Genomic DNA, 12,505 nt, shown 5'->3' with positions numbered 1-12,505 from the left:
CGGCAGCGACCTGGTGCCAGAGGCCTTGGACGCACTCGCGACCGTGGCGGACGCTCACGTCCTGCTGCCCTTCGAGCGGACGGCGGGTGACGAGATCCAGGGGCTGGTCGGAACGGTCGAGGGCGTCGTCGGCGTCGTCCGGCACCTGGTCCGCCTGCGGAACTGGCGCATCGGCGTGGGCCTCGGTGCGGTGGACCAGCCCCTGACGGACTCCACTCGGGCGGCGCGCGGCACGGCCTATCTCGCCGCCCGAGCCGCGGTCGAGCAGGCCCGGGGGGTCTCCGTGGGGATCGCCCTGCGGGACGGACGTGAGGAGGCGGAGGTGTCCGCCTCGGCGCGACGGGCCGTCTGGTTGGCCGAGTCCGGCCTGCTGCTCTGGGCGGCGGTGCTGACCCGTCGCACCGCTGAAGGGTGGGAGATGGCCGATCTGCTCGACAGTGGGTTGTCGAACAACGCGGCGGCGGCGGCTCTCAGGATCACCCCGTCCGCCGCCAGCCAGCGGGCGGGTCGGGCGGCGTACGCCGAGGCCGACCGAGGGGCGTGGCTGGTGGCCGCCCTGCTCGAACAAGCCGCGGTCGAAGGGACACGGCGATGACTGAATGGCTGCACGTCCTGGTCCACGCTGTGGTGGTCGTCCTCTGTGCGCTGCTGGCCGTCGGGCCCGGCGGCCGGGTGGTCACGGCGGTGTTCCGGCGGGTCGATCGCTCCGAGGCGCCCTCCCGCCCACGTGTCACTCGGTCCGGGGAGGGCGACCACCCCGAAGACCAGGGTCCCGCCACCGTCGAGGAGGCTGCTGCCGTGCTCCGCGGTGGGCTGTGGATCGGGCGCCTGGAGCGACTCGCCGTCTTCGCCACCCTGGCAGCCGGCTACCCCAACGGGCTCGCCGTGGCGGTCGCCGTGAAGGCACTGGCCCGCTACCCGGAGTTGCGGTCCACCACCGGTGCCGCCGCCGAGCGGTTCATCATCGGCACCTTCGTCTCGGTCCTCTGGGCGGCGGGCTGGGCTGGTCTGGCTCGGTGGATCCTCACCCTCTGGTGAGCGCCGGGCGACGCGGTGGCGCCCCCGCTGGGCTGCTCACCCGCCGGGGGCCGGTGAGTTGCTAGGGTCCTGCCATGCGCTTGGGCATCGATTTCGGCACCACTCGGACGACAGTCGCCAATGTCGATCGTGGCAACTATCCCGTGGTGAGCTTCCTCGATTCCAGGGGCGATCCACAGGAGTTCTACCCCTCCGTCGTCGCCCTGGTTGGCGACGAGTTGCGCTACGGCTTCGAGGCCCTGGCCGCCGCCGAGCAGGGCGCTCCCCTGCTGCGCTCCTTCAAGCGCGCGCTCGGGCCGGGGACGTCAACGCCGATTCGGTGATCGTCGTCGGGGATCGCGAGGTCCCGCTGCTCGAAGTGCTGACCGGCTTCCTGAGCGCCGTCCGGGAGGCACTTTCCAGCTCCTCCAGCATCAGCGACTCGTACGATCCGCAGACCGCCGCGGCCACCGTGGTGGCGGTGCCCGCCCACGCCCACGGTGCCCAGCGCTTCCTCACCCTGGAGGCCTTCCGGCGCGCCGGCTTCCGGGTGACCGCGATGATCAACGAGCCGTCCGCTGCCGGCTTCGAGTACACGCACCGGCAAGGTCGTACGCTCAACTCCAAGCGCACCCGGGTCATCGTCTACGACCTCGGCGGGGGCACCTTCGATGCGTCCTTGGTCAACGTCGACGGCGTCGACCACGAGATCATCGGCTCCCTCGGCCTGAACATGCTCGGCGGCGACGACTTCGACGCCGTCCTGGCCGACTGCGCGCTGGATGAGGCGGGTGTCGGTCTCGACGACCTCGACCTTCCCTCCTACGTCCGGCTCCTCGACGTCTGCCGTGATGCCAAGGAACACCTCTCACCGCAGTCGCGACGGATCCCGGTCGAGGTGGCCGGCATACCGGTGACCGTGCAGGTTGAGGACTTCTACACGCGGGCGACGCCACTGGTGGAGGCATCGATCCGGGCGATGGAACCGCTGGTGGAGGACCTCGACGGCGACGCTCCGCTCGCCGCCGACATCGCCGGGATCTACCTTGTCGGGGGTGCCTCGGGGCTGCCGCTCGTGCCGCGGCTGCTGCGCGACCACTTCGGCCGCCGCGTGCACCGCTCCCCCTACCCGGCGGCATCGACCGCGATCGGGCTGGCCATCTCCGCCGATGACGAGGCGGGCTACTCCCTCGCCGACCGGCTGTCCCGATGGTTCGGGGTTTTCCGTGAGGGTGACGCCGGCTCGACAGTGAGTTTCGACCCGATCCTGGGTCGTGACCAACTGATCCCCGACCATGGCGAGCTCGTCATCACCCGGCGCTACCGGGCGGCGCACAACGTCGGTTGGTACCGCTTCGTGGAGTACACCGAGGTCGACCGGTCAGGGGAGCCCCGCGGCGACATCGCGCCGTTCGCCCAGATCGTGTTCCCGTTCGACGCCGCTCTCCAGACACCGGGCACCGACGTCGAGTCCGTTCCCGTAACGCGGGAGGCCGGCCCGATGGTCGAGGAGCGCTACGCGATCGACGAGAACGGCATCGTCCAGGTCCGGATCACCGACCTGGACACCGGTTTCAGCAGGACCCACGCCCTGAGCCGCCCCGCTGTCGAGGCCGCCTGAAGATCGATCAGTAGCCGGTCGAGCCGGTCGAGCCGGACGAGGAGGCAGAGGCCGAAGAGGACGCAGCGGCCGATGGGGAGCCGGAGGCCGACGCTGACGCCGATGGGGACCACGGCGCGGTCGGCGTGGTGAGGGCCGGCGTCAGCACCCGGAGTTTGCCGTTGTTGACCGACACCGGATACTCGGCAAGGGCCCGGACCGTCGGGCCATGCTCCGGATGCCCGTCCGTGATCGAGTAGCGGCTGCCATGGCAGTCGCACTGGATCTGGTTGTCCTTGACCCGGGCGACCTGACAGCCGGCGTGGGCACAGACGTTGGTGAAGGCGTGGAACTGGCCCGGCGTCGGTTGGGTGATCACATATTTGCCCTTGGTGAGGACGAGGCCGCCGCCCACCGGGATCTCGCTGGTGGGGATGTTGTCGCCGGTCTCCTGGCCGGGCGTCGAGCACCCGGCGAGAAGGGATGATCCGGCCACCGCGGCGGCGGCAAGACCGGTTGCACCGAGGACACTGCGACGAGTGAAGGATGACACAGCCATGGTGTGCTCCAAGGACGAGGGAAGCTCCGAGGCGCCGAGGTCCGGACCCGGGCGACAACCTGTGGTCCATGCTAGGACAGGTGAGAATGAACGTGTGGGAACTCACAGCATCATCTGGGACATGGGGGGAACCCTCATCGACACGTACCCCTCGGTGGATCGTACGCTGGCCAGCGTCGTCACCGGTCGCGGATATGCGGTGACCCAGGCCGAGGTCGCCCGGATGACCCGGCGCGCGATCGCGTCGGCGATGGACGAGTTGGCGCAGCGTTTCGACATCCCCCATGAGGAGTTCGACGCGGCCTACAGCGCCCTGAAGCGGTCCTGGGCCAGCACTCCGCCACCGTTGATGGCCGGTGCCCGGGAGGTCATCGCCCACGTACGCTCCGTCGGTGGTCTGAACATCGTCGTCACCAATCGCGATCGGGCCAGCGCGAGTGCGCTGCTCGCCGCCACGGGCCTTGCGATCGATGACCTTGTGTGCCCCGGGGACGGCTTCCCTCGTAAGCCCGACCCCGGCATGTACCGGGCGGTGCTGGAGCGCAACGGCCTTGATCCCGGCGACTGTCTGGCGGTCGGCGACCGGGCAATCGACGCTGTCGCCTCGGAACAGGTGGGGATCCGCTGCGTGATCCTGGAGACCCCAGGGATCCCCGTGGCCGGCGACGGTGACCGGATCACCGAGCTCGGCGCGTTGATCCCCGCCCTGGCTCAGAAGCCTTCCAGATAGAGCCAGACCCCGCCCACCCGCGTGAAGCGGCTGCGTTCCCGCAGGACACCTCGCTCGCCGCCGACCCGGTAGTGCGCCGCGAACGTCACCCAGGCCTCGTCGTCCTCGGGTCCCCCGCCACTCACCTCGAAGACCTCCAGGCGTCGCCAGGTCAGGTCCGGGTCGGGGGCGAGGTCGCTCGGTCTGGTGCGGGGGGACCAGGTCCGGGAGACGTAGTCCATGTCCCCTCGGGCATAGGCGCTGTAGCGAGCGCGCATCAACGCCTCGGCCGTCTCAGCGGGTCTGGTCCCGTCGTGGCGGGGTCCGCAGCAGTCGGCGTAGCGGCGCCCGCTCTGGCAGGGACAGAAGTCGCCGGCCACGCCTCACTCCTTCGGTCGATGGCGAATGCGGTGATGGCGAAACCGTTCGGGTCGTACGTCCGGCTCCGGGAGCCGACGTACGACCCGAACGACCGGCCCACCGGCCGGTGGGGAGGGATCAGGCCAGGGTGGCCAGGGCGGCGTCGTAGTCGGGCTCGGAGGCGATCTCCGGGACCAGCTGGGAGTGCAGCACCGTGCCGTCGGCGTCGATGACGACCACGGAACGGGCGAGCAGGCCCTTCATGCCGCTCTCGACGAGTTCGACACCGAAGGCGGTGCCGAAGTCGGAGCGGAACGACGAACCGACCACGACGTTGTCGAGACCTTCGGCACCGCAGAACCTGCTGGCCGCGAACGGCAGGTCCGCCGACGCGCACACCACCACGGTGTTGTCGAGGCCGGAGGCCAGCTCGTTGAACTTGCGCACCGAGGTGGCGCACACCTTGGTGTCGATGCTCGGGAAGATGTTGAGGATCACCCGGCGGCCCGCGAAGGTCTCCGGGGTCAGGTCGGACAGGTCAGCGCCGGTGAGGAAGGAAGCGGGTGCCTTGCTCCCGACGGCGGGGAGCTCTCCCACGGTGTTGACAGGGGTGCCCTTGAGTGCAGTCGTAGCCATGCTCTATGGCCTATCACGGGTGAGGCCCGCTGTGCCAGGGTCGCGTGCCGCTCCGTCACGCCCTGGACGGACCGCGGCGGGCGTCACTCCATGACGGCGTCGAGGTCAGCCAGCGACATCCCCCACTCGTGGGCGCGCTGCAGCTCCCCGTCGGCCAGCGCGCTGGTCCGCGGATCCACCTGGAAGGACTCCCCCGTCTTGGCCCCGTGGAACCCGTTCGACTTCAGTGCGCGGGTGGCGTCGCGGGCGGCGCTGGGGAGGAAACGTCCCGTCGTACGGGTATCGAAGGTCCGGACCAACAGGGTCCGCTTCGGAGTGACCTGATCGATCCACTCGTGGATGCCGATGGACGGGGACGAGGGCGCGCCCTCCGCGACGGCACGGGCCCGCGTCTCGGCGGTCGTCATCGCCATGTTGTGCGTCGGGGTCCCGACGAGCAGCAGCGTGACGTCGTCCGGGATCTCGCGCGGTGCCTTCTCGACCGGGTAGAGCTCGAAGTGATGGCCCTTCTTGGCGAGTCCAGCGCCGATGGCCTCGGCGACGTGCCTGGTGTTGCCGAAACTCGACTCGCACACAATGAGTACGCCCACCACTGCCCTCCTCGGCCGGTTCACAGGATGATCAACCAGTATCGCCGAAATGAGCCGATGGTGACAGGCGCCACGCGTGATCCAGTGGTTCTTCGCGCGTGGGCCGCGCCCTCGACGGACGAGGGTGCACTCCCGGCTCTCCCGGATGTACACCCTCGTGCCGAGATCAGTCGAGCGGGCGGCGCGCCGCGCCTTTGTCCGCGGACTGTGCCAGGGCGCCGAAGATCTTCAGCGCCTCGGACACCTCCCGGTCCCGATCGGCGGGCCGCCAGCCCTGCGCGTCCCGGGCGACGCGCCGAGCGGCCAGCTCGTCGTCGGAGAGCCGGACGTTGATCGTACGGTCCGGGATGGAGATCTCGATGATGTCGCCGTCCTCGATCAGGCCAATGGCGCCGCCGGACGCCGCCTCGGGAGACACGTGCCCGATCGACAACCCGGACGAGCCGCCGGAGAAGCGGCCATCGGTGATCAGCGCGCACTGGGGACCCAGACCGATGCCCTTGAGGTAGGACGTCGGGTAGAGCATCTCCTGCATGCCCGGGCCACCCTTCGGGCCCTCGTACCGGACCACGACGACGTCACCGGCGACGATCCGCCCGCCGAGGATGGCCTCGACGGCCTCCTCCTGGGACTCGGTGACCTTCGCCGGACCGCAGAAGGTCCATTGGTCCTCGGGCACGCCGGCCGTCTTCACCACGCAGCCGTCCTCGGCGATGTTGCCCTTGAGGATCGCCAACCCGCCGTCGGCGGTGTACGCGTGCTCGACGGACCGGATGCATCCGTTCTCGGCGTCGGTGTCCAGGGTCTTCCATCGGTTCGTCGAGGAGAAGGGCTCGGTCGTCCGGACCCCTCCCGGCGCGGCGTGGAAGAGCTCGATGGCCTCGTCGGACGCCTTGCCGCTGCGGATGTCCCAGGTGTCGAGCCAGCCGGCGAGGTCGGCGCTGTGCACCGAGTGGACCGAGGTGTCCAGCATGCCCGCGCGGGCGAACTCACCCATGATGGCGGGGATGCCACCGGCACGGTGGACGTCCTCCATGTAGTAGTTGTGCGTGTTCGGAGCGACCTTGCAGATGCAGGGGGTGTGCCGGGACAAGGCGTCGATGTCGTCCTGGTCGAAGTCCACGCCTGCCTGCTGGGCCGCGGCGAGCAGGTGGAGGATCGTGTTCGTCGACCCACCCATGCCGATGTCGAGGGTCATCGCGTTGGCGAACGCCTCCTTGGTGGCGATGCTTCGCGGCAGCACCGACGCGTCCCCCTCGTGGTAGTACCGGTTCGCCAGCTCGACAGCCAGGGCGCCCGCCCGCTCGAAGAGACCCTTGCGGGCGGCCGCCGTGGCCAGCGTCGAGCCGTTGCCGGGCAGCGAGAGCCCGATCACCTCGGTGAGGCAGTTCATCGAGTTCGCGGTGAACATGCCGGAGCAGGAACCGCAGGTCGGGCAGGCGGACTCCTCGATCCGGGTGATCTCGTCGTCGGTCACGGAGGGATCGACCGCGGAGACCATCGCGTCGATCAGGTCGAGTCGGGTCTCGGCGGTGCCGTCCGCGTGGATGACGGCCTTGCCGGCTTCCATCGGGCCGCCGGAGACGAAGACGGTGGGGATGTTGAGCCGGAGGGCCGCGAGCAGCATGCCGGGGGTGATCTTGTCGCAGTTCGAGATGCAGACCAAGGCATCGGCCTTGTGCGCGTTGACCATGTACTCGACCGAATCGGCGATCAGCTCGCGGCTGGGCAGGCTGTAGAGCATGCCGTCGTGACCCATCGCGATGCCGTCGTCGACGGCGATGGTGTTGAACTCCCGGCCGACGCCACCGGCCTCCTTGACCGCCTCGGCGACCAGCTGGCCCATGTCCTTGAGGTGGACGTGGCCCGGGACGAACTGCGTGAACGAGTTGGCGATGGCGATGATCGGCTTGCCGAAGTCGTCGTTGGTCATGCCGGTGGCGCGCCACAGCGCACGGGCACCCGCCATGTTGCGACCGTGGGTCGTCGTCCGGGAACGCAGTTCGGGCACTTCTTCCTCCGAGGGGCTGGCACGGTGATACGGATCACCAGACTATCCCTGGGCCGCCACCCCCCGGTGGGGACGCCACCCAGTGACCGCAGCGCCGCGGACGCGGGCGTCTCAGGCTCGCTAGAGGTGCCGGGAGCCCGCCGACCCCGACCGGGAGACCGACCGTAGGTGCCGCAGCACCACCGACACGGGGGCGAGACCCGGCTGGGGGATCTCCTTGAGCTGCAGCAGCGAACGGTGGGCGCGCTGCGCCGCCGCGGCGTTGTCCTGGATCCACTGGCGCAGCCGCTGCTCGACTTCGCTCCCGCCGGCCGTGGTGTCGATGACGGAGGCGGTGAGGGCCTTGGCGGCGGCGTACACATCGGCACGGACGGCGCTGCGGGCCAGCGAGTCCCACAGCTCGTCGCGCGGCAGGCTACTGATCGTGGTGAGCAGTTCGTCGACGTCGAACTGCTCGGTGACGGAGAAGTAGAGCTCGGCGACGTCAGTCAGGTCCTCCTGCGCTCCCCGGGCGAGGTCGGTGATGTCGAGCAGGGCGAATGCGTCGAGCAGTCCGACGGCCCACCGGGCGAGGTCCTCCGGGACGCCCTGGCGGGTGAATTCGGCGGCGTCGGTGGCGAACCGTTCGCGCTCCTCCCCGTGCAACAGCTCGTCCATCCGCTGTTCGAAGGCGGCCACCGCGGGCCGGTAGCGGTCGATGTCCGCGCCCACGTCACTGGTCGCCGGCCGCTCCAGCAGGATCCACCGGGTGGCCCGGTCGAGGAGCCGACGCGACTCACGGTGCAGCCGCGCCTGCACGTCGGTGCCGACGATGTTGTCCAGGGCGCGTACCCGGTGCATGAAGCGTTCGATGTCGAAGACCTCCCGGGCCAGCACCATCGCCCGGGCGATCTCCGGCATGGTCGCGCCGGTCTCCTCCTGCGCCCGCTGGGCGAAGGTCATCCCGCCCAGGTTGACCACGGAGTTGGCCACGACGTTGGTGATGATCTCCCGGCGCAGCGGGTGGGTGTCGGGGATCTTCGGGAACCTGTCCAGGATCTGGTGCGGAAAATACTGGTGGAGCTCGTGGGCGAACCACGGGTCGTCGGGCAGACCGCTGGCGTTGATGTCCTGCTTGAGGGCGAGCTTGACGTACGCGAGCAGAACCGCCCGCTCCGGGCTGGTCAGCCCCTCGTCGGCCCGCTCCCGGGCGTGCAGGTCCCGGTCGGCCGGCAGGAACTCGAGCTCCCGGTCGAGCAGGCCGCGCTCCTCGAGGTGGTGGATGACCCTCAGGTAGGCGCCGAGCCGCTTCCCGCTGCGTTCCCGCGAGTGGCCGAGTAGCAGGTTCTGTTCGTAGTTGTCCTCGATCACCAAGCGGGCGACCTCGTCGGTCATCTCGACCAACAGCCGGTTGCGCTGTTTGTAGGTGAGTTCGCCGATCTGGACCAGGCCGCTCAGCGGGATCTTGAGGTTCACCTCGTGGTCGGAGGTGTCCACGCCCGCAGAATTGTCGATGGCGTCGGTGTTGAGATGGATGCCTCGCCGGGCCGCCTCGATCCGGCCGAGCTGACTGAACCCGAGGTTGCCCCCCTCCCCCACGGCCCGGACGCGGAGCTCGCGCCCGGTGATCCGGACGGGATCGTTCGCCCGGTCCCCGATCTCGGCGTCCGATTCGTCGGTGGCCTTGACGTACGTTCCGACGCCGCCGTTCCACAGCAGGTCGACCGGCGCCTGCAGCACCGATCGGATCAGCTCGTGGGGTGACAGTTGCTCGACACCGGCGGGAAGACCGAGCGCGCTCCGCATCGGATCGCTGATCTCGATGCTCTTCAGTGACCGCGAGAACACCCCGCCTCCTGAGGAGATCAGGGCACGGTCATAGTCCTGCCAGGAGGAGGGGGTCAGCTCGAACAGCCGCCGGCGCTCTGCCAGCGAGGCGACCGGGTCGGGATCGGGGTCGACGAAGATGTCGCGGTGGTCGAACGCCGCGACCAGCCGGATGTGGGGCGAGAGGAGCATGCCATTGCCGAAGACGTCACCGGACATGTCGCCGATGCCGACAACGGTGAAGTCGTCGTGCTGGATGTCGCGTCCCATTTCGCGGAAATGCCGCTTCACCGATTCCCAGGCGCCCTTGGCGGTGATCCCCATCGCCTTGTGGTCGTAACCGGTCGACCCTCCGGACGCGAAGGCATCGTCGAGCCAGTAGCCGTACGTGCTGGCGATGGCGTTCGCGACGTCGGAGAACCGCGCGGTCCCCTTGTCCGCGGCGACGACGAGATAGGTGTCGTCGCTGTCGTGGCGGACGACCCGCGGTGGCGGCACGGCCGCGCCGTCGAGGAAGTTGTCGGTGAGGTCGAGCAGTGCCGCGATGAAGAGCTGATAGGCCTCCCGGCCCCGGGACGCCCATCCTTCGCGGTCCACCGCCGGATCCGGCAGCCCCTTCGGATAGAAACCACCTTTCGCCCCGGTCGGCACGATGACCGCGTTCTTCACGGTCTGCGCCTTCACCAGCCCGAGGATCTCGGTGCGGAAGTCCTCACGTCGCTCCGACCAGCGCAGACCACCCCGCGCGACCTTGCCGAAGCGCAGATGGGCGCCCTCGACCCGCGGGCTGTAGACCCAGATCTCGTACAGCGGGTGCGGCTCGGGCATCCCGGGAATCGTCGCGGGGGCCAGTTTGAGGGCCACGGTGGGCTGGGTCGTCGAGGCGTCGTGCGGCGACTCGTGGGCACGTTGGTAGTAGTTCGTCCGCAAGGTACCGCGGATCACGCCGAGGTAGCGGCGCAGGATCCGGTCCTCCTCGAGTGAGGGCACCGCACCGACGAGTTCGTCGAGTCGGGCGATGATGCCGTCCTCCGACTTCCGGCGCTGGGCGTCCACCGACCGGCTCGGGAAGAGGTCCGGATCGAACCGCACCCGGAACAACTCGATCATCAGCGCGGCGATGTCCGGATGCGCGAGCAGTACCGAGCGCAGGTAGGTCTGCGAGTAGCTGATCCCGATCTGGCGTAGGTACGCCGTCACGGCGCGCAGGATCACGACCTGGCGTGAGGTGAGGCCGGCCAGCAGCACCAGGCCGTCCAGCTCGTCGGCCTCCGTGCGACCCTCCCACGCGGCGGCGAAGGCCTCCTGGAAGCGGGCCCTGGTGTCCTCCCCCTGCCAGGTGGCGGCACCGAGCGGGCGCAGACCGAAGTCGTAGACGTGGAAGATCACCCCGTCGGAGCGCTCGAGAACGTACGGCCGTTCGCCGGTCACCTCGGTGCCCAGGTGGGTGAAGATCGGCAGGACGGCACTGAGGGAGAGCGGCCCGCGGCTGTACACCTTGAGCCGGCGCTCCGACTCCGGGCTCGTCGGGGTGCGATACAGGTTGAGCCGCAGCTCGTCGGCACCGATCCCCTCCAGCTCCCGCAGGTCCGCCGCTCCGACCCTGGGCGGGAACACCTCCTTGTAGGCGGTCGGGAAGGCCCCGCGGAACGTCTCGGTGTACCGGTCGCCGAGTCCCTCGCCGAACTCGTCGATCATGGCGGCGGCCAGGTCCTCGTCCCAGTCCCGCGTCGCCTCGACGATCTGGTTCTCCAGATCCGCCGGATCGATCTCGGGGACCGTACGCCCGGGAGCCATGTGCACGATGAAGTGCAGGGTCGCCAGGGACGACTCCGAGGCCCGGGTGGTGTAGTCCACCGTGTCCGCGTCGAGCCTCTCCTTCAGGATGTGTGACACCTCGAGCCGGGCCGCGGTGTTGTAGCGGTCGCGGGGAAGGTAGACCAGGCAGGACATGAACCGGCCGTACGGGTCGCGGCTGAGGAACAAGCGGGTGCGGATCTGTTCGCGCAGTTGGACGATGGCCAGCGTGTTGCGGGCGAGTTCAGCGACGTCACAGCGGAACAACTCGTCGCGGGGGTAGTTCTCGAGCTCGTTGAGCAACGCCTTGCCGCTGTGCGAGTCGGCGGGGAATCCGGCCGCCTCGAGCACCGCCTCCGCCTTGTCCATCAGGTAGGGAACCTGGGTGAGGGACTCGTGGTAGGCGCTGGAGGTGAAGAGCCCGATGAACCGGTGGCTGCCGGTCTCCGTCCCGTCGTCGTCGTAGGCCTTGACGACGACGAGGTCCATGAAGGTCCGCCGGTGCACGGTGGCCCGGGCGTTGGCCTTCGTGACGATCAGCAGCGCCGAGTCCCACGCCTCCCGGGCCTCGGCAGTGTCCAGGGGAAGCTCGGTGACGCCCGCCAGATGGTCGAGGATGCCCAGTCGGGCCTCGGCGACCTCCTCGGGGTCGCCACTCGTACCGGGGCGGTACAGCGTGTACCCCAGGAAGACGAACTGGTCGGCCATCAGCCACTCGAGCAGCGCGGTGGCCTCGTGGGCATCCGCTCGTCCGCTGGTGGCGAGCTCTGCGGTCTCGTCGGCGACCTCCTGGGCGCGCCGCCTCATCGCCGGCCAGCCCTGGTACGCGCTGCGGATGTCGTCGAGGGTGGACCTGACGGTGTCCTCCAGGCGGTGCATCGCCCGGCGGTCGGTCGTCCGGGGGACCTCGAAGTGCATCCACGACTCGTCGACGCCCGCCCGCGGGTCGGGGTCCCGGGGGAAGACGGCGAGCAGGTGCCCCTCGTCGTCGCGCTCGACGGTCATCTGCGGGTGGGTGACGAAGCGGACACTGGCGCCGGCGTCCTGGAGGGCGGCCGAGACGGAGTCGACCAGGAACGGCATGTCCTCGATGACGACCTGGACGACTGTGTTGCGCGTGCCCCAGCCGTCGGTCTCGACCGTCGGGGTGAACACCCGGACGTGGGTCTCGTCCGACCGGCGCCGTTCGGCCAGCTGGCGGTGGGACAGTGCCGCCCCCAGCACGTCCTCGGGGCGCAGCGTGGCCAGTGTCTCGGTGCTCAGGTCCCGCCAGAACGTCGCCAGCAGGGCGGCGACCTCCCCTTGGTCCATCCCCTCGGCGCGCTCGGCGCCGGCGGCGAGCAGCGCCTCGCGTTGTTCGTGGGGAACAGTCATGGTCCGCACCGACCTCCCAGACGTGGCGATGCCGGCCGCGTCGGGC

General features: G+C 69.6%; 11 protein-coding genes. 5 read left to right on the top strand and 6 right to left on the bottom strand.

Annotated features, from left to right (window positions below):
* Positions 1-43 precede the first annotated feature (43 nt).
* From Rai3103_RS14520 to Rai3103_RS14510, 4 genes are all read left to right on the top strand, one after another.
* Positions 44-595, top strand: coding sequence for a transposase (locus Rai3103_RS14520; protein ID WP_153573175.1), 552 nt, complete (start codon positions 44-46; stop codon positions 593-595).
* Positions 592-1,038 carry a hypothetical protein gene (locus Rai3103_RS14515; protein WP_153573174.1) on the top strand — a complete coding sequence of 149 codons (447 nt, stop codon included), beginning with the start codon at positions 592-594 and terminating at the stop codon, positions 1,036-1,038. Before Rai3103_RS14520 ends, Rai3103_RS14515 begins: the two co-directional genes overlap by 4 nt.
* A gap of 74 nt (positions 1,039-1,112) precedes the next feature.
* A complete protein-coding gene (locus Rai3103_RS17985) occupies positions 1,113-1,361 on the top strand; it encodes a hypothetical protein (RefSeq protein ID WP_228488951.1) in 249 nt (82 codons plus the stop codon).
* Positions 1,358-2,638, top strand: coding sequence for an Hsp70 family protein (locus Rai3103_RS14510; RefSeq protein WP_228488950.1), 1,281 nt, complete (start codon positions 1,358-1,360; stop codon positions 2,636-2,638). The genes Rai3103_RS17985 and Rai3103_RS14510 overlap by 4 nt, the downstream gene beginning before the upstream one ends.
* A gap of 7 nt (positions 2,639-2,645) precedes the next feature.
* Here Rai3103_RS14510 and Rai3103_RS14505 read toward each other — a convergent pair whose 3' ends face one another.
* Positions 2,646-3,176: a Rieske (2Fe-2S) protein gene (locus Rai3103_RS14505; RefSeq protein ID WP_153573173.1), complete on the bottom strand. Its 531-nt coding sequence runs from the start codon at positions 3,174-3,176 to the stop codon at positions 2,646-2,648.
* Positions 3,177-3,297: 121 nt separating this feature from the next.
* Between Rai3103_RS14505 and Rai3103_RS14500 the strand changes: the two genes are divergently transcribed.
* A complete protein-coding gene (locus Rai3103_RS14500) occupies positions 3,298-3,906 on the top strand; it encodes an HAD family hydrolase (RefSeq protein WP_239022356.1) in 609 nt (202 codons plus the stop codon).
* Here the strand turns inward: Rai3103_RS14500 and Rai3103_RS14495 are convergent.
* From Rai3103_RS14495 to Rai3103_RS14475, 5 genes are all read right to left on the bottom strand, one after another.
* Positions 3,888-4,265, bottom strand: a complete 378-nt coding sequence (locus Rai3103_RS14495; RefSeq protein WP_153573171.1) for a YchJ family protein — start codon at positions 4,263-4,265, stop codon at positions 3,888-3,890. The two genes, Rai3103_RS14500 and Rai3103_RS14495, sit on opposite strands and share 19 nt — an antisense overlap.
* 118 nt (positions 4,266-4,383) lie before the next feature.
* Positions 4,384-4,881 carry a thiol peroxidase gene (gene tpx, locus Rai3103_RS14490; RefSeq protein ID WP_153573170.1) on the bottom strand — a complete coding sequence of 166 codons (498 nt, stop codon included), beginning with the start codon at positions 4,879-4,881 and terminating at the stop codon, positions 4,384-4,386.
* A gap of 83 nt (positions 4,882-4,964) precedes the next feature.
* Complete coding sequence (locus tag Rai3103_RS14485; RefSeq protein WP_153573169.1) at positions 4,965-5,471, bottom strand: flavodoxin family protein; 507 nt, start codon at positions 5,469-5,471, stop codon at positions 4,965-4,967.
* 166 nt (positions 5,472-5,637) lie between these two features.
* Positions 5,638-7,482, bottom strand: coding sequence for a dihydroxy-acid dehydratase (gene ilvD, locus Rai3103_RS14480; protein WP_153573168.1), 1,845 nt, complete (start codon positions 7,480-7,482; stop codon positions 5,638-5,640).
* 120 nt (positions 7,483-7,602) lie between these two features.
* The gene (locus tag Rai3103_RS14475; RefSeq protein ID WP_153573167.1) at positions 7,603-12,459 is read right to left on the bottom strand and encodes an NAD-glutamate dehydrogenase; all 4,857 of its coding nucleotides are present in this window, start codon (positions 12,457-12,459) and stop codon (positions 7,603-7,605) included.
* Positions 12,460-12,505: the final 46 nt, after the last annotated feature.

It is taken from the genome of Raineyella fluvialis (genome assembly GCF_009646095.1).
In the GTDB taxonomy this organism is placed as follows: domain Bacteria; phylum Actinomycetota; class Actinomycetes; order Propionibacteriales; family Propionibacteriaceae; genus Raineyella; species Raineyella fluvialis.
Note: the sequence above shows the minus strand (reverse complement) of the source record. Positions and strands in the feature narration are given on the sequence as shown.